Source organism: Pseudomonas sp. TH49, assembly GCF_016650625.1.
Taxonomy (GTDB): domain Bacteria; phylum Pseudomonadota; class Gammaproteobacteria; order Pseudomonadales; family Pseudomonadaceae; genus Aquipseudomonas; species Aquipseudomonas fluorescens_H.
Map to the genome: position 1 here is coordinate 1398284 of NZ_JAEKFL010000001.1, position 20771 is coordinate 1419054.

The 20771-nt window shown below is 62.3% G+C and carries 3 protein-coding genes; 2 read left to right on the forward strand and 1 reads right to left on the reverse strand.

Annotation, left to right across the window (positions count from 1 at the left end; translation table 11 throughout):
- Positions 1-163: 163 nt before the first annotated feature.
- Positions 164-18199, forward strand: a complete 18036-nt coding sequence (locus tag JFU48_RS06385) for an immunoglobulin-like domain-containing protein (RefSeq protein ID WP_201136106.1) — start codon at positions 164-166, stop codon at positions 18197-18199.
- A gap of 147 nt (positions 18200-18346) precedes the next feature.
- Positions 18347-18685, forward strand: coding sequence for a hypothetical protein (locus JFU48_RS06390; protein WP_003220449.1), 339 nt, complete (start codon positions 18347-18349; stop codon positions 18683-18685).
- Positions 18686-18812: 127 nt separating this feature from the next.
- Here JFU48_RS06390 and lapD read toward each other — a convergent pair whose 3' ends face one another.
- A complete protein-coding gene (lapD, locus tag JFU48_RS06395) occupies positions 18813-20759 on the reverse strand; it encodes a cyclic di-GMP receptor LapD (RefSeq protein ID WP_103486144.1) in 1947 nt (648 codons plus the stop codon).
- Between the last annotated feature and the right edge of the window lie 12 nt (positions 20760-20771).

Consider the following 20771-nt stretch of genomic DNA (forward strand, 5'->3'; position numbering starts at 1 on the left):
TAGTTTGGCATAAAGTTAATAGCGAAAGAATCTAGCCAAATTTTTGACACAGAACAGCGTCAAACTTGATTAGCAAATTTTAAAAGTACGTCCAGACTGATTCGGCGCCGAAGCCATCAGGTCTATGGAAGTCAACTGAACGTGACACCCCGGAGAGTCTTCAATGAGCAGTGTTGTTGCCATCGTCAAAAGCATTGTCGGTCAGGTATTCGCGGTGTCCCCGGAGGGCGTCCGTCGCGTACTCGTTGAAGGCGACCGCCTGTTCGTCGGCGACCAGATCGATACCGGCCTCTCCGGCGCGGTGTCGCTGGAACTGGCCGATGGCCGCACTCTGGACCTGGGCCGCGAGACTCAGTGGAGCGCCAACGCGCCCGACTCCAGCACTGATCTGGCCGAAGCCACCGCGCAGGCCGCGCCGTCTGTAGCAGAACTGCAGCAGGCTATCGCTGCCGGCGCCGACCCGACCACCGATCTGGAAGCCACCGCTGCCGGCCCGAGCGCTGCGGGGACAGGTGGTGCTGCCGGTGGTGGCCATAGCTTCGTGATGCTCGACGCCACCGCTGGCCGCGTCGACCCGACCATCGGATTCCCGACTGCGGGCATCAACTCCGGCGCGCAAGCCGCGCAGAACATCACCGGTGGGCAGACCACCGACAGCACCGCCAACGCTCTGCGTGAGTCGACTCTGAGCCTCAGCGCCACGCCGACCATCACCGAAGCCGGCGGCGTGCTGGTGTACACCGCGACCCTGACCCAGGCGCCGCTGACCGACCTGACCATCACCCTGTCCAACGGCTCGGTGATCGTGATTCCGGCCGGTTCCACCACCGGTACCGTCAACGTGCCGCTGGCACCGAACGACACCGTCTACAACGACCCGACCCAGATCAACGTGACCGTCACCGGCACCACCGGTGGCAACGGCATTACCGTCACCGTGCCGACTACTCCGGCCGTGACCCAGGTCACCGACACCATCGACACCACCACCGTTACTCTGACGGCGGGCAACAGCGTCACCGAAGGTGGCCAGATCACCTACACCGCGACCCTGACCAATCCAGCGCAGACGCCGGTTACCGTGACGCTGTCCAACGGTTCGACCATCACCATCGAAGCCGGCAAGACCACGGGCACCGTCAACGTGCCGACACCGCCGAACGACGTCTATAACAATGGCAGCACCGTCACCACCACCATCACCGGTGCTACCGGCGGCAACTTCGAAAACCTGGTGCCGAATCCGACGCCGGCGGTGACCACCATCACCGACTCGATCGACACCACCAACCTGACCCTGACCGCCACCGGCAGCGTGGTTGAAGGCGGCCAGATCACCTACACCGCGACCCTGACCAACCCGGCGCAGACACCGGTTACCGTGACGCTGTCCAACGGTTCGACCATCACCATCGAAGCCGGCAAGACCACGGGCACCGTCAACGTGCCGACACCGCCGAACGACGTCTACAACAACGGCGGCACCATCAGCACCACCATCACCGGTGCTACCGGCGGCAACTTCGAAAACCTGGTGCCGAGCACGACGCCAGCGACCACAACCGTTACCGATTCCATCGACACCACCAATCTGTCGCTGAGCGCTACCGGTAGCGTGGCTGAAGGCGGCTCGATCGTTTACACCGCGACCCTGACCAACCCGGCCGGCACCCCGGTGACCGTGACGTTGAGCAACGGCTCCGTCATCACCATCGAGGCTGGCAAAACCACCGGCACTGTGACCGTTCCGGCGCCTGCGGACGACGTCTACAAAGATGCCGGCAAAGTCGAAGTCAGCATTACCGGTACAACCGGCGGTAACTTCGAGAACCTCGTTCCGAGCACTGTTCCGGCTGTCACCGAAGTCACCGACACCATCGATACCTCGACCGTCAAACTGACTGCCGATACCTCGGTCGCTGAGGGCGGCACCGTCACCTACACCGCCACCGTCGGCGCTCCGGTCACCGGTTCGCCGGTTGTTGTGACCTTGGCGAACGGCCAGACCATCACCATTGAGGTCGGCAAGACCACCGGCACCGTGACCACCACCGCGCCGAACGATGCGCTGACCGGCAACCCACCGTTGACCAACGCCATCACCAATGTCAGTGGCGGTAACTACGAGAACCTCGTCGCCGACAAAACTCCGGTTTCGACCACCGTTACCGATACCGTCGACACCACCAACCTGTCGCTGAGCGCGACCGGTACCGTGGCTGAGGGCGGTTCGATCGTTTACACCGCGACGTTGACCAATGCTGCCGGCTCCCCGGTCACCGTGACTCTGAGCAACGGCGCCGTGATCACCATCGAAGCCGGCAAAACGACCGGTACCGTGACGGTCCCAGCGCCTGCCGATGACGTCTACAAAGATGCCGGCAAAGTCGAAGTCAGCATTACCGGTACAACCGGCGGCAATTTCGAGAACCTGGTGCCGAGCACCGTTCCAGCCGTGACCGAAGTCACCGACACCATCGATACGTCGACCGTCAAACTGACCGCCGATACCTCGGTCGCCGAGGGCGGCACCGTCACTTATACCGCCACCGTCGGTGCGCCCGTGACCGGTTCGCCGGTGCTGGTGACCCTGGCCAATGGTCAGACCATCACCATCGAAGTGGGCAAGACCACCGGCACCGTCACCACCACCGCACCGAACGACGTGCTGAACGGCCAGGCACCGCTGAGCAACTCGATCACCGGCGTGACCGGTGGCAACTACGAAAACCTCGTAGCGGACAAAACCCCGGTCAGCACCACCGTCACTGACACCGTCGACACCACCAACCTGACGTTGAGCGCCACTGGCTCCGTCACTGAAGGCGGTTCGATCGTCTACACCGCGACCCTGACCAATCCGGCTGGCACTCCGGTAACCGTGACGTTGAGCAACGGCTCCGTCATCACCATCGAAGCCGGCAAAACCACTGGCACCGTGACTGTTCCGGCGCCTGCCGATGACGTCTATAAAGACGCCGGCAAAGTCGAAGTCAGCATCACCGGTACCACCGGCGGTAACTTCGAAAACCTCGTTCCGAGCACTGTTCCGGCTGTCACCGAAGTCACTGACACCATCGACACTTCGACCGTCAAATTGACCGCCGATACCTCGGTGGCCGAGGGCGGGACCGTCACTTATACCGCCACAGTGGGCGCGCCTGTCACCGGTTCGCCAGTGACCGTGACTCTGGCGAACGGCCAGACCATCACCATCGAAGTCGGCAAAACCACCGGCACCGTCACCACCACCGCGCCGAACGATGCGTTGAACGGTCATGAACCACTGACCAACGCGATCACGGATGTAAGCGGCGGCAATTACGAAAATCTGGTTGCGGACAAAACACCGGTCAGCACCACCGTCACCGACACCGTCGACACCACCAACCTGACGTTGAGCGCGACCGGCACCGTGGCCGAAGGCGGTTCGATCGTCTACACCGCGACCCTGAGCAATCCGGCCGGTACTCCGGTGACCGTGACCCTGTCGAACGGTTCGGTGATCACTATCGAAGCCGGTAAAACTACCGGCACCGTGACTGTTCCCGCCCCAGCCGATGACGTTTACAAAGACGCTGGCAAGGTTGAAGTTACGATCAAAGACGCCGCAGGCGGCAATTTCGAGAACCTGGTGCCGAGCACGGTTCCAGCCGTCACCGAAGTCACCGACACCATCGACACCTCGACAGTGAAACTCACGGCCGATACCTCTGTGGCCGAGGGCGGCACCGTCACTTACACCGCCACCGTCGGCGCGCCTGTCACCGGCTCGCCAGTGGTCGTGACTCTGGCGAACGGTCAGAGCATCACCATCGAAGTCGGCAAAACCACCGGCACCGTGACCACCACCGCGCCGAACGATGCGTTGAATGGTCACGAGCCGCTGACCAACGCGATCACCGACGTCAGCGGCGGCAACTACGAAAACCTCGTCGCCGACAAGACCCCGGTTTCGACCACCGTCACCGACACCATCGACACCACTAACCTGACGTTGAGCGCAACAGGTTCCGTCGCTGAAGGCGGTTCGATCGTTTATACCGCAACCCTGACCAATCCGGCGGGCACTCCGGTAACCGTGACCCTGAGCAACGGCTCCGTCATCACCATCGAAGCCGGCAAAACCATCGGCACCGTAACCGTTCCAGCCCCTGCCGATGACGTCTACAAAGACGCCGGCAAAGTCGAAGTCACGATCAAGGATGCTGCGGGCGGCAATTTCGAGAATCTGGTGCCGAGCACTGTTCCAGCCGTAACCGAAGTCACCGACACTATCGATACCACCTCGGTCAAACTGACCGCGACCGAGTCCGCTGCTGAAGGCGGCACGGTCACCTACACCGCTACCGTTGGTGCACCAGTGACCGGTTCGCCAGTCGTGGTGACCCTGGCCAATGGTCAGAACATCACCATCGAAGTGGGTAAAACCACTGGCACCGTGACCACCACCGCGCCGAACGACGCGCTGACCGGTCACGAACCGCTGACCAACTCGATCACCGGCGTAACCGGCGGCAACTACGAAAACCTCGTCGCCGACAAGACGCCGGTCAGCACCACCGTCACCGACACCGTCGACACGACCAATCTGTCCCTGAGCGCCACCAACTCGGTCGCCGAGGGCGGTTCGATCACCTACACCGCGACCCTGACCAATGCGGCCGGCACCCCGGTGACCGTGACCCTGTCCAACGGTTCGGTGATCACCATCGAAGCGGGCAAGACCACTGGCACCGTAACCGTTCCAGCGCCTGCCGATGACGTCTACAAAGACGCCGGCAAAGTCGAAGTCACAATCAAGGATGCTGCGGGCGGCAATTTCGAGAATCTGGTGCCGAGCACCGTTCCAGCCGTAACCGAAGTCACCGACACTATCGATACCACCTCGGTCAAACTGACCGCGACCGAGTCCGCTGCTGAAGGCGGCACGGTCACCTACACCGCTACCGTTGGTGCACCAGTGACCGGTTCGCCAGTCGTGGTGACCCTGGCCAATGGTCAGAACATCACCATCGAAGTCGGCAAGACCACCGGCACCGTAACCACCACCGCGCCAAACGACGCGCTGACCGGTCACGAACCGCTGACCAACTCGATCACCGGCGTAACCGGCGGCAACTACGAAAACCTCGTGGCCGACAAAACCCCGGTCAGCACCACCGTCACCGACACCGTCGACACGACCAATCTGTCCCTGAGCGCCACCAACTCGGTCGCCGAGGGCGGTTCGATCACCTACACCGCGACCCTGACCAATGCGGCCGGCACCCCGGTGACCGTGACCCTGTCCAACGGTTCGGTGATCACCATCGAAGCGGGCAAGACCACTGGCACCGTAACCGTTCCAGCGCCTGCCGATGACGTCTACAAGGACGCGGGCAAGGTTGAAGTGACCATCAAGGATGCGTCCGGTGGCAACTTCGAAAACCTCGTCCCGAGCACTGTTCCGGCGGTGACTGAAGTCACTGACACCATCGATACGTCGACCGTCAAACTGACCGCGACCGAGTCGGCCGCTGAAGGTGGCACCGTCACCTACACCGCTACCGTTGGCGCGCCGGTCACCGGTTCGCCAGTCGTGGTGACCCTGGCCAATGGTCAGAACATCACCATCGAAGTCGGCAAGACCACCGGCATCGTGACCACCACCGCACCGAACGACGCGCTGAACGGTCATGCACCGCTGACCAACTCGATCACCGGCGTAACCGGCGGCAATTACGAGAATCTGGTCGCCGATAAAACCCCGGTTTCGACCACCGTCACCGACACCATCGACACCACCAACCTGTCGCTGACTGCGACCGGCACCGTGGCTGAGGGCGGTTCGATCGTCTACACCGCGACCCTGACCAACCCGGCCGGTACTCCGGTGACCGTGACCCTGAGCAACGGCTCCGTCATCACCATCGAAGCCGGCAAAACCATCGGCACCGTGACCGTTCCAGCCCCTGCCGATGACGTCTACAAAGACGCCGGCAAAGTCGAAGTCACGATCAAGGATGCTGCGGGCGGCAACTTCGAGAACCTGGTGCCAAGCACCGTTCCGGCCGTGACCGAGGTCACCGACACCATCGATACTTCTACCGTCAAACTGACGGCCGATACGTCGGTCGCAGAGGGCGGCACGGTTACCTACACCGCCACGGTCGGTGCGCCAGTGACCGGCTCACCTGTGGTCGTGACCCTGGCGAACGGCCAGAGCATCACCATCGAAGTCGGCAAAACCACCGGCACCGTCACCACCACCGCGCCGAACGATGCGTTGAACGGTCACGAGCCGCTAAACAACTCGATCACCAACGTCAGCGGCGGCAACTACGAAAACCTCGTAGCGGACAAAACGCCGGTCAGCACCACCGTCACCGACACCGTCGACACCACCAACCTGTCGCTGAGCGCGACCCCGGCGGTGAACGAAGGCGGCCAGATCACCTACACCGCCACCCTGACCAACGCCGCCGGCACCCCGGTGACCGTGACGTTGAGCAATGGCGCGGTCATCACCATCGAGGCCGGCAAAACTTCCGGCACCGTGACCGTCGATGCACCGAAGGATGACGTCTACAAGGACGCCGGCACCGTTGAGGCGACCATCAAGGGCGCGACCGGTGGCGACTTCGAAAATCTGGTGACCAGCAACACTCCGGCGGTGACCACCGTCAACGACACCATCGACACCTCCACCGTGTCGCTGACCGCCACCGCCAACGTCGCCGAAGGCGAGACCGTGGTTTACACCGCGAGCGTGACCGCACCAGTAACCGGCTCGCCAGTCGTGGTCACCCTGTCCAACGGCCAGACCATCACCATCGCCGTCGGTGAGACCACCGGCAGCGTGAATTTCGTTGCGCCGAACAGCCCATTGGCGGGCGGCAGCTCGCTGAGCGTCGCCATCGACAAGGTTGCCGGCGGCAACTATGAAAACCTGGTGGCCGACAAGACACCGGCTAACACCTCGGTGTCGGACACTGTCGACACCACCAACCTGAACCTGACCGCCAGCGACTCGGTGGCTGAAGGTGGTTCAATTGTTTACACCGCGACACTGACCAACCCTGCCGGCACTCCGGTGACCGTGACCCTGTCCAACGGCGCGGTGATCACCATCGAAGCCGGTAAAACGTCGGGCACCGTGACCGTTCCAGCTCCAGCTGACGACGTGTACAAAGACGCGGGTAAAGTCGAAGCAACCATTTCCAGCGCTACCGGTGGCAACTTCGAGAATCTGGTACCGAGCACCGTTCCTGCGGTCACCAACGTTACCGACACCATCGACACCACTACGGTCAAACTGACCGCGACCGAATCGGCTGCGGAAGGTGGCACCGTCACTTACACCGCGACTGTCGGCGCGCCAGTGACTGGCTCGCCGGTCGTGGTGACCTTGGCCAATGGTCAGAACATCACCATCGAAGTGGGTAAAACCACTGGCACCGTGACTACCACTGCGCCGAACGATGCGTTGACCGGCCACGCGCCGCTGACCAACGCCATCACCGACGTGAGCGGCGGTAACTACGAAAACCTCGTGGCGGATAAAACGCCGGTGTCGACCAATGTTACCGACACCGTCGACACCACTAACCTGTCGCTGTCAGCGACCGGCACCGTGGCCGAAGGTGGCTCGATCGTTTACACCGCGACTCTGACCAACGCCGCTGGTTCGCCAGTCACCGTGACGTTGAGCAACGGCGCTGTGATCACCATCGAGGCCGGCAAAACCACCGGCACCGTGACCGTTCCTGCTCCGGCGGACGACGTTTACAAAGATGCCGGTAAAGTCGAAGCGACCATTTCCACCGCTACCGGTGGCAACTTCGAAAACCTGGTGCCGAGCACCGTGCCGGCAGTGACCGAAGTCACCGACACCATCGATACTTCTACCGTCAAACTGTCCGCTGATACCTCGGTCGCCGAGGGCGGCACCGTGACCTACACCGCAACCGTCGGCGCACCAGTGACCGGTTCGCCGGTTGTGGTGACCCTGGCCAACGGTCAGAACATCACCATCGAAGTGGGTAAAACCACCGGCACCGTGACCACCACCGCGCCGAACGACGCGTTGACCGGTCATGCGCCGCTGACCAACGCCATCACCGAAGTCAGCGGCGGCAACTACGAAAACCTCGTGGCTGACAAAACTCCGGTTTCGACCAATGTCACCGACACCGTCGACACCACTAACCTGTCGCTGTCCGCGACCGGTACCGTGGCCGAAGGTGGCTCGATTGTTTACACCGCGACCCTGACCAACGCCGCTGGTTCGCCGGTGACTGTGACCCTGAGCAACGGCGCCGTGATCACCATCGAGGCCGGCAAAACCACCGGCACCGTGACTGTTCCAGCTCCGGCGGACGACGTTTACAAAGATGCCGGTAAAGTCGAAGCGACCATTTCCACCGCTACCGGTGGCAACTTCGAAAACCTGGTGCCGAGCACCGTGCCGGCCGTGACCGAAGTCACCGACACCATCGATACTTCTACCGTCAAACTGTCCGCTGATACCTCGGTCGCCGAGGGCGGCACCGTGACCTACACCGCTACCGTCGGCGCGCCGGTCACCGGTTCGCCGGTTGTGGTGACCCTGGCCAATGGTCAGAACATCACTATCGAAGTGGGTAAAACCACCGGCACCGTGACCACCACCGCACCGAACGACGCGTTGACCGGTCATGCGCCGCTGACTAACTCGATCACCGGTGTGACCGGTGGCAATTACGAAAACCTCGTGGCTGACAAAACCCCGGTCAGCACTAACGTCACCGACACCGTCGACACCACCAATCTGTCGCTGAGCGCGACCGGTACCGTGGCTGAAGGCGGTTCGATCGTTTACACCGCAACCCTGACCAACGCCGCTGGTTCGCCAGTCACCGTGACCCTGTCCAACGGCGCCGTGATCACCATCGAGGCCGGCAAAACCACCGGCACTGTGACTGTTCCAGCTCCGGCGGACGACGTGTACAAAGACGCCGGTAAAGTCGAAGCAACCATTTCGACAGCCACCGGTGGCAACTTCGAGAACCTGGTGCCAAGCACCGTTCCGGCCGTGACTCAGGTCACCGACACCATCGACACCACCACGGTCAAACTTTCCGCGACCGAGTCCGCGGCTGAAGGTGGCACCGTCACCTACACCGCGACCGTTGGTGCGCCAGTGACTGGCTCGCCAGTTGTGGTAACTCTGGCTAATGGTCAAAACATCACCATCGAAGTGGGCAAAACCACTGGCACCGTGACCACCACCGCGCCGAACGACGCGCTGACCGGCCATGCCCCGCTGACCAACGCCATCACCGGTGTGACTGGCGGTAACTACGAAAATCTGGTCGCTGACAAGACGCCGGTTTCGACCACGGTTACTGATACCGTCGACACTACCAATCTGTCGCTGAGCGCTACCAACTCGGTCGCCGAGGGTGGTTCGATCATCTACACCGCGACCCTGACCAACGCCGCTGGCTCGCCAGTCACCGTGACGTTGAGCAACGGCGCCGTGATCACCATCGACGCCGGAAAAACCACCGGCACCGTGACCGTTCCGGCACCGGCCGATGACGTGTACAAAGACGCGGGCAAAGTCGAAGCGACCATTTCCACCGCTACCGGTGGCAACTTCGAAAATCTGGTGCCGAGCACCGTTCCAGCCGTGACCACCGTCACTGACACCATCGACACCACCACGGTCAAACTGACCGCGACCGAGTCTGCGGCTGAAGGTGGTACTGTCACTTACACCGCTACCGTGGGTGCGCCAGTCACCGGTTCGCCTGTGGTCGTGACGCTGGCCAACGGTCAGAACATCACCATCGAAGTGGGTAAAACCACCGGTACCGTGACCACCACTGCGCCGAACGATGCGCTGACCGGTCATGCGCCGTTGACCAACGCCATCACCAATGTGACCGGCGGCAACTACGAAAATCTGGTAGCCGACAAAACTCCGGTTTCGACCACCGTTACCGACACTGTCGACACCACCAACCTGTCCCTGAGCGCTACCAACTCGGTCGCCGAGGGCGGTTCGATCATCTACACCGCGACCCTGACCAACGCCGCTGGTTCGCCAGTCACCGTGACGTTGAGCAACGGCGCCGTGATCACCATCGACGCCGGAAAAACCACCGGCACCGTGACCGTTCCGGCACCAGCCGATGACGTGTACAAAGACGCGGGAAAAGTCGAAGCGACCATTTCCACCGCTACCGGTGGCAACTTCGAAAATCTGGTACCGAGCACTGTGCCGGCTGTGACTCAGGTCACCGACACCATCGATACCACCACGGTCAAGCTGACCGCGACCGAGTCTGCGGCTGAGGGTGGTACTGTCACTTACACCGCTACCGTGGGTGCGCCAGTCACCGGTTCGCCTGTGGTCGTGACGCTGGCCAACGGTCAGAACATCACCATCGAAGTGGGTAAAACCACCGGCACCGTGACCACCACCGCGCCGAACGATGCGCTGACCGGCCATGCGCCGCTGACCAACGCGATCACCGGTGTGACTGGCGGTAACTACGAAAGCCTCGTTGCCGACAAGACGCCTGTTTCGACAAACGTCACCGACACCATCGACACCACCAACCTGTCGCTGTCCGCGACCGGTACCGTGGCCGAAGGTGGTTCGATCGTTTACACCGCAACGCTGACCAACGCGGCTGGTTCGCCAGTGACCGTAACGCTGTCGAACGGTGCTGTGATCACCATCGACGCGGGCAAAACCACTGGCACCGTGACCGTTCCGGCCCCTGCCGATGACGTGTACAAAGACGCGGGCAAAGTCGAAGCAACCATTTCCACCGCTACCGGTGGCAACTTCGAGAACCTGGTGCCGAGCACTGTGCCGGCTGTGACTCAGGTCACCGACACCATCGACACCACCACGGTGAAACTCACCGCGACCGAGTCTGCGGCTGAAGGTGGTACCGTCACCTACACCGCGACCGTTGGTGCACCGGTAACTGGTTCGCCAGTGACCGTGACTCTTGCCAATGGTCAGAACATCACCATCGAAGTGGGCAAAACCACTGGCACCGTGACCACCACCGCGCCGAACGATGCGCTGACCGGCCATGCCCCGCTGACCAACGCCATCACCAACGTCAGCGGCGGTAACTACGAAAACCTCGTTGCCGACAAGACGCCTGTTTCGACAAACGTCACCGACACCATCGACACCACCAACCTGTCGCTGTCCGCGACCGGTACCGTGGCCGAAGGTGGTTCGATCGTTTACACCGCAACGCTGACCAACGCGGCTGGCTCGCCAGTGACCGTAACACTGTCGAACGGTGCTGTTATCACCATCGACGCGGGCAAAACCACTGGCACCGTGACCGTTCCGGCCCCTGCCGATGACGTGTACAAAGACGCGGGCAAAGTCGAAGCAACCATTTCCACCGCTACCGGTGGCAACTTCGAAAATCTGGTGCCGAGCACTGTGCCGGCTGTGACTCAGGTCACCGACACCATCGATACCACCACGGTCAAGCTGACCGCGACCGAGTCTGCGGCTGAGGGTGGCACCGTCACCTACACCGCCACCGTCGGTGCGCCGGTAACTGGTTCGCCAGTGACCGTCACTCTGGCCAATGGTCAGAACATCACCATCGAAGTGGGCAAAACCACTGGCACCGTGACCACCACCGCGCCGAACGATGCGCTGACCGGCCATGCCCCGCTGACCAACGCCATCACCGGTGTGACTGGCGGTAACTACGAAAACCTCGTGGCTGACAAAACCCCGGTCAGCACTAACGTCACCGACACCGTCGACACCACCAACCTTTCGCTGACCGCGACCGGTACCGTGGCCGAAGGTGGTTCGATCGTTTACACCGCAACGCTGACCAACGCGGCTGGTTCGCCAGTGACCGTAACGCTGTCGAACGGTGCTGTGATCACCATCGACGCGGGCAAAACCACTGGCACCGTGACCGTTCCGGCCCCTGCCGATGACGTGTACAAAGACGCGGGCAAAGTCGAAGCAACCATTTCCACCGCTACCGGTGGCAACTTCGAGAACCTGGTGCCGAGCACTGTGCCGGCTGTGACTCAGGTCACCGACACCATCGACACCACCACGGTGAAACTCACCGCGACCGAGTCTGCGGCTGAAGGTGGTACCGTCACCTACACCGCGACCGTTGGTGCACCGGTAACTGGTTCGCCAGTGACCGTGACTCTTGCCAACGGTCAGAACATCACCATCGAAGTGGGCAAAACCACTGGCACCGTGACCACCACCGCGCCGAACGACGCGCTGACCGGCCATGCCCCGCTGACCAACGCGATCACCAACGTCAGCGGCGGTAACTACGAAAACCTCGTTGCCGACAAGACGCCTGTTTCGACAAACGTCACTGACACCATCGACACCACCAACCTGTCGCTGACCTCGACCGGTACCGTGGCCGAAGGTGGTTCGATCGTTTACACCGCAACGCTGACCAACGCCGCTGGTTCGCCAGTGACCGTAACGCTGTCGAACGGCGCTGTGATCACCATCGACGCCGGTAAAACCACCGGCACCGTGACTGTTCCTGCGCCTGCCGATGACGTCTACAAAGACGCCGGCACCGTGCAGGCAACGATCAAGTCGGCGACCGGTGGCAGCTTCGAGAACCTGGTCCCAAGCACCACGCCAGCCGTGACCACCGTCACTGACACCATCGACACCACCACGGTGAAACTCACCGCCACTGGCACCGTGGCCGAGGGTGGTACCGTCACCTACACCGCGACCGTTGGTGCGCCAGTGACTGGCTCGCCAGTTGTGGTAACTCTGGCTAACGGTCAGAACATCACCATCGAAGTGGGTAAAACCACCGGCACCGTGACCAGCATCGCCCCGAACGATGCGCTGACCGGCCACGCTCCGCTGACCAACTCGATCAGCAACGTGACCGGCGGCAACTACGAAAACCTCGTCGCCGACAAAACCCCGGTCAGCACCACCGTGACCGACACCATCGACACCACCAACCTGTCGCTGACCGCGACCGGTACCGTGGCCGAAGGTGGCTCGATCGTTTACACCGCAACGCTGACCAACGCCGCTGGCTCGCCAGTGACCGTGACCCTGAGCAACGGCGCCGTGATCACCATCGACGCGGGTAAAACTACCGGCACCGTCACTGTTCCTGCGCCGGCCGATGACGTCTACAAAGACGCCGGCACCGTGCAGGCAACGATCAAGTCCGCCACTGGTGGCAGCTTCGAGAACCTGGTCCCAAGCACCACACCAGCCGTGACCAATGTCACCGACACCATCGACACCACTGGAGTGAAACTCACCGCCACTGGCACCGTGGCTGAGGGTGGCACCGTCACCTACACCGCCACCGTGGGTGCACCAGTCACCGGTTCGCCTGTGGTCGTGACCCTGGCCAACGGCCAGAGCATCACCATCGACATCGGCAAAACCACCGGCACCGTGACCAGCATTGCCCCGAACGACGCGCTGACCGGCCACGCGCCGTTGACCAACGCGATCACTAACGTGAGCGGCGGCAACTACGAAAATCTGGTGGCCGACAAGACCCCGGTCAGCACCACCGTGACCGACACCATCGACACCACCAACCTGTCGCTGTCCGCGACCGGTACTGTGGCCGAAGGCGGCTCGATCGTTTACACCGCAACCCTGACCAACGCGGCTGGCTCGCCAGTCACTGTGACCCTGAGCAACGGCGCAGTAATCACCATCGACGCGGGCAAAACTACCGGCACCGTCACCGTTCCTGCTCCAGCCGACGACGTCTACAAAGACGCCGGCACCGTGCAGGCAACGATCAAGACCGCGACCGGTGGCAACTTCGAAAACCTGGTACCAAGCACCACACCAGCCGTGACCAGTGTCACCGACACCATCGACACCACTGGCGTGAAACTCACCGCCACTGGCACCGTGGCCGAGGGTGGCACCGTCACCTACACCGCCACCGTCGGTGCACCTGTCACCGGTTCGCCAGTGACCGTGACCCTGGCCAACGGCCAGAGCATCACCATCGACATCGGCAAGACCACCGGCACCGTCACCAGCATCGCGCCGAACGACGCGCTGACCGGCCACGCGCCGTTGACCAACTCGATCAGCAATGTGACCGGCGGCAATTACGAAAACCTCGTCGCCGACAAAACCCCGGTCAGCACCACCGTGACCGACACCATCGACACCACCAACCTGTCGCTCAGCGCGACCGGCACTGTGGCCGAGGGTGGCCAGATTACCTACACCGCGACCCTGACCAATGCCGCCGGCTCGCCGGTCACCGTGACCCTGAGCAACGGTTCGGTGATTACCATCGATGCCGGCAAAACCACTGGCACCGTGACCGTTCCGGCTCCGGCTGACGACGTCTATAAAGACGCCGGCAGCGTGCAGGCAACCATCACCAACGCCAGCGGTGGCAATTTCGAAAATCTGGTGACCAACACCACGCCAGCCGTGACCAACGTCACCGACACCATCGACACCACCACCGTCAGCATCACCGGCAGCACCTCGGTGACCGAAGGCCAGACCGCCAGCTACACCGTCAGCCTGACCCACCCGGCGCAGACCGACGTGACCCTGAAAATCGTCTACAGCGGCACCGCCGCCGACGGTTCGGACTTCACCGGTGTGTACACCGTGAAGATCCCGGCGGGCGCCAGCAGCGCGCAGTTCAACGTCGCGACCATCGATGACAAGATCACCGAAGGCACCGAGAACTTCGTAGTCAAGATCGACTCGGCGACCGGCGGCAACTTCGAGAACCTGGCCGTCAGCAGCACCAACGGCAGCGTCAGCACCTCGATCATCGACAACGATGCGCCACCGGTCATCGACCTCGACGCCAACAACTCCAGCGGCGCCACCGGTGCCGACTACAAGGTGACCTTCACCGAAAACACTCCGGGCGCCGGCGTGTCGATTGCCGACACTGACCTGACGATCACCGACCCGGACAGCACCATGCTGACCGGCGCGACTATCGTGCTGACCAACCGTCAGGACGGCGATGCGCTGAACCTCGGCAACAGCGTCAACGGCATCACCATCAACGCCAACAGCACCAACGGCACCGTGACCCTGACCCTGTCGGGTAACGCGACGCTGGCCGACTACATGCAGGCGATCAAGAACATCACCTTCACCAACAGCAGTGAAGACCCGAGCACCGTGCCGCGGATCATCACCGTGACCGTGACCGATGGCGGCAACCACTCCAACACCGCGACCACCACGGTCAACGTGGTGGCGGTCAACGATGCGCCGGTTGCAGCGCCGGTCAATGTCACCGGCACCGAAGACACGCCGCTGATCCTCGGCTGGTCGACCTTCGGTGTGACTGACGTCGACAGCCCGGCCAGCAGCCTGGGCATCAAAATCACCCAGCTGCCGGGCGAAGGCAAACTGCAGTATCTGGACGGCTCGACCTGGAAAGATGTCGCCAACAACCAGACCTTCAGCAAGGCTGACATTGACGCCGGCAAGCTGCGCTTCATGCCGGATGCCAACGAGTCGGGCGTCAACGGTTACGGCGGCACCGGCCTGGGCAACAACCAGGCTGACTATGCACAGATCAAGTTCCAGCCTACCGACGGCCAACTGCTGGGCAACACCGGCACCGTGAAGATCGACATCACGCCGGTGGCGGATGCACCGACCGTGAGCGTGGCCGACAACAGCGTGAAGTCCACCGGGCTGGTCAAGGAAGTCTGGACCGGCCTGCCGGGTCTTGGCACCGACGGCAGCGGCGCGAACTCGACCACCCTGAAAAACGTGATCGACGGCGCCGGCACCCCGAACTCCAGCACCAACGTGAATAACGTGCAGTCGGACGGCAGTGTGACCGCCGGCACCGCGTCGAAAACTTCGGGCCTGATCTACCTGGAAGCCGGCAAGACCTACAGCTTCAGCGGTGTGGCTGACGACAGCCTGCTGATCACCATTGGCGGCAAGAGCGTGGCGTCGGGTACCTGGGGCGCGGGCGGTGCGATCAGCGGTTCGTTCACCCCGACCACCAGCGGCTACTACACCCTGGACATCTACCACCACAACCAGAGCGGCCCGGGTAGCTATGACGTGAACCTGTCGGTCAACGGCAGCACGCCGATCGACCTGAGCAGCGCCGGCGTGCCGATCTACACCGGCGTGCAGGATCTGGTGAACGCCGGCGTGACCGTCTCCGACCTGCACGGTACCAACGGCGAAGGCTATTACGACGGCTACAAGCTCAACACTGGCGCCGAAGGCACCACGGTGAAACTGTCGGCGATCAACACTGCGCTGACCGACACCGACGGTTCGGAAACCCTGAGCGTGAAGATCAGCGGTGCGCCAGTGGGTTCGGTCCTCTCCGACGGCCATGGCCACAGCTTCACCGTCACCGCGAGCAATGGCGAAGCCAACGTCACCGGCTGGAGCCTCGGCAGCCTGACCGTGACCCCGCCGACCTACTACAACGGCCAGTTCAACCTGACCGTGACGTCGACCTCCACCGAGATGGTCGGCGGCTCGGCCAGCAGCACCGCGACCATTCCGGTCACCGTGGTGCCGGCGGTGTACAACGCCGTAGTCGGGACCTCTGGCGACGACACCTTCAACGGCACCGATGGCAACGACATCATGGTCGCCGACATCGGCGGTCTGACCGTGGTGCCGGGCACCAACTACAACATCGCGTTCATGGTCGACAGCTCGGGCAGCATGAGCACCTCGTCGATCAACGCGGCCAAGGACTCGCTGACCTCGGTGTTCAACACCCTCAAGCAGAGCCTGAGCGGCAGCAACTCGGGCACGGTGAACATCTTCCTGGTGGACTTCGATACCCAGGTCAACAAGTCGGTGTCGGTGAACCTCAACGACCCGAACGCGCTGACCAAGCTCAAAGCCGTGCTCGACTCGATGACCTCCGGCGGCGGCACCAACTACGAAGACGTGTTCAAGACCACGGCCAACTTCTTCCAGAGCACCGAAGCGCTGGCCAACACCGGGGCGAAGAACCTCACGTACTTCATCACCGACGGCCAGCCGACCTACTACCAGAGCGGCGAGCAGACCAACCCGACGCTGTACGGCAGCGTGAAGTTCGACAGTGTGGTGACGACCAGCAACTACAAGCTGGGCGATACCTTCAGCACTTACATCGACAGCACGCATTACCTGAGCATCAGTGCCGCCGGTGCTGCTGTTCTGCAAACGTATAAAAACGGCAGCTGGAACTGGAGCAGCCTGGGTACCGTTCACGCTCAGGGTGATGGCACCTATGAGCTGTCGAGCCTGGCGGGCAGCGGCAGCAGCACCAGCTCGGCCACCACCGATAACGCCAACAGCAGTTTTGCCTTGCTCAGCGGCCTGTCGAACGTCGAAGCCATCGGTATCAACAGCGGTGTCAGCCTCAACGATCTGAAACCGTACGACTCGGATCACTCGCCGCAGACCAACATCGATCCGAAGGACCTGGCCAACTCGATCATCGGCCACACCGAAGCGACGATGCCGGGCAACGACACTGTCAGCGGTGGCGACGGCAACGACATCCTGTTCGGCGACCTGGTGAGCTTCAACGGCATTGCCGGCGAGGGTTATCAGGCAATGCAGGCGTACGTCGCACAGCAAACCGGTGTGGATGTCAGCAAAGTCACCACCAGCAACGTGCACCAGTACATCACCGAGCACTATCAGGCGTTCGATGTGTCCGGTGCGCATGACGGCAACGACACGCTGCTGGGCGGCGCGGGCAATGACATCCTGTTCGGCTCGGGCGGCAATGACCTGCTCGATGGCGGCAAGGGCAATGACATCCTGCTCGGCGGCACCGGCAATGACACGCTCATCGGCGGCCAGGGCAACGATATCCTGATCGGTGGTTCCGGTGCCGACACCTTCGTCTGGAAAGCAGGCGACACCGGCAACGACGTAATCAAGGACTTCAACGCCAACGAAGGCGACCGCATCGATCTGCGTGACCTGTTGCAGGGCGAGACCGGCAGCACCATCGACAACTTCCTGAAGATCACCACGGTCGACGGCGTGTCGTCGCTGCAAGTCAGCTCCGGCGGCAAGTTCAACTCCGGCGATGCCGCTGCGGCCACTCCGGACGTGACGATCAAACTGGAAGGCAACAACTGGTCAACCGCCAACATTCATAACCTGATTGCCGGCAGCGATCCGACCATCAAAGTCGACCACAGCAACAGCTGATGCGTGAACAAAACGGCCGCCCCTTGGGGCGGCCGTCACGTTTGCGCCTATCGCACCGGTGACGATTTCGTCGCCGCACCGCATACTCGCGCGCAGTTGGCCTATGCTGCTGACAGCATGACGCTGGTTCTTTCTGAGGGATGCTCAATGTTTTACGTGCAACGCGATGCGCAGGGTCAGCTGATCCGCGTGGAAGCTGCGGCCTACGCCGAAGCCTCGGAAACGCTGCCCGCCGACAGCCATGAAATCCAGGCCTGGTTCGCCAACGAGGTCGTGGAAACCAGCCTGAAACAGCTCAAACAGAGCGATCTGGAGATGATTCGGGTACTCGACGACCTGATTCAGGTGCTGACCCAGAAGGGCGTGATCCGCGTTACCGATCTGCCGCCGGCGGCGCAGGCCAAGCTGATGGATCGGACCCAGGCGCGGGAAGCGCTGGGCGGGTTGAGCCACTTGATCGACGACGAAGAGACCGGGCTGATCTGATCCGCGATCTTCAGTGACCGGACTGACCCCTTCGCGAGCAAGCTCGCTCCCACATTTGAAATGCATTCCAATGTGGGAGCGAGCCTGCTCGCGAAGACGGCATCAATGACGCCGCCGTACTAAAAGTTTACTTCCAGGGCTTGGGCTCACCAAACAACTGCCCCTGCACCCCATACAAGCCCATCTCGCGAATCACTGACAACTCCCCTTCGGTCTCGACCCGCTCGGCAATCAGCGGCAGATCGATGCTGTGCGCCGCACGCTGGATCGCCTCGATGAACAGGCGCTTGTCGCTCTCCTGATCGATCGCGCGAATGTAGCTGCCATCGATCTTCAGGTACGCCAGCCCCAGCCGCGCCAGGTTGCCGATCATGCTGAAGCGTCCACCAAAGCGCTGCAGGCTCAGGGAAAAACCGAGTTCACGCAGACGTCGGGTCAACTGCTCCAGCACCGCTTGCTCCGGCAATTGTTCCTCGCCGATCTCCAGCGTCAGGCGCTCGCCGAGGTCGGAGTGCGCACGCAGAATCTCGAACACTTTGTTCAGCGCTTGCGAATCGGCCAGGGTTGCCGAAGACAGGTTCAGCGCCAGCGAATCCTCGTGCCCTTTCATCTGTTCCAGCACCCGCTCGAGCATCAGGCGGTCGAGTCGCGCGGTCCAGCCAAAACGCTCGAGCCACGGCAGGAAACGTCCGGCCGGAATGGTCTCGCCCTGCTCATCCAGCAGTCGCGACAGCACTTTGTAATGCAACACCAGTTGCGTGTCCTGGGCGGCCACCACCGGTTGGAAGTACAGCTCGAAACGCTGCTGGTTCAGCGCCTGATCAAGCAACCGATGCCAGGCGTGGTGATCGTCACCGACATCGGCCACCAGGCTCTGATCGATACAGGCCCAGTTCCGCTCGCCCTGCCCCTCGGCCTGCGCCAGCGCCTGATCACCCAGTGTCAGCACAGCTTGCGGTGAATCGCCGTGAGCAAACGGTGCGAGGCCGATCGAGGCCACGGCCGGTACATCCGTGGCGCCGGTGGCGTGCAGGCTGCTCAACGCACTGTCGAGGTTCTGCGCCAGTTGCAGCGCTTCTTCGCGCACCAGCCCCGGTGCCAGCACGGCGAACTCGCCGCCGCGAATGCGCGTCACGAGGTTCTGGGTTTCCGGGTAGCGGGCGCACTCGCGGGACAATTGCTCGCCGACCGCTTTCAACAATTCATCGGTGCGCTGACCGCCCAGGCGCTGGTTGAGCCCGGCCAGATCCTTGACCCGCAACAGCAGCAAATAACCGGAGCTGGCCTGTTCGGCATTGCTCACCCGGTTGTTCAACTGCATTTCGAAATAACGTCGGTTGGCCAGGCCGGTCAAGTTGTCCTGATAGGACTCGACACGCAGTTTTTCACTGCGCTCGGCCTGCTCCTGGAACAGCGCCTTGAGCTTCTCGACCATCTGGTTCATCGCCTGCACCACGCGGCGCAGTTCCGGAGTACGCGGCAGCTCCGGCAGGCTGAGGAATTCGCGGCGGGCGATGGCGTGGGACTGTTTGACCATGTAGTCGAGCGGGCGCAATTGCCGGCGCAGCAGCAGCGCGCCCAGCGCCGCACTGACCGCGCCGCACAGCAGCAGCCAGCCGAGGCTGCCCAACGCGCTCTGCCACAGCTTGGCCACGGCGAACATCGGATGGCTGACCACTTCAACCCGCGCCGCCTGTTCCCACCCACGGCTGACCAACGCATCGCCGCCGGCCGGCTCCAGCCCAATCAGTTTGACGAACCAGTCCGGCACATTGCTGACCGCCGGAATCCCGCTGCGCTCGACGATGGTCTTGTCGGTCTTGAGATCGACCACGCGGATGCTCGCGTAATAGCCGCTGTCGAAAATCGAGCTGACCAGCAGCTCGACCATCGCCGGATCGTCGATATTCGGCGTCAGCGACAACGCCAGCGCCGTGGCCGCGTCCTGGGCGTGGGAGCGCAGCTGGTTGACGTACTGGGTGCGCGAGCTCTCCAGACTGACCATGAAGCTGCCGGTGAAGGCGACCACCAGGAACAGACAGATAGCGATCAACAGCTGTTTGAACAAAGACATCTGAGCGCGTGC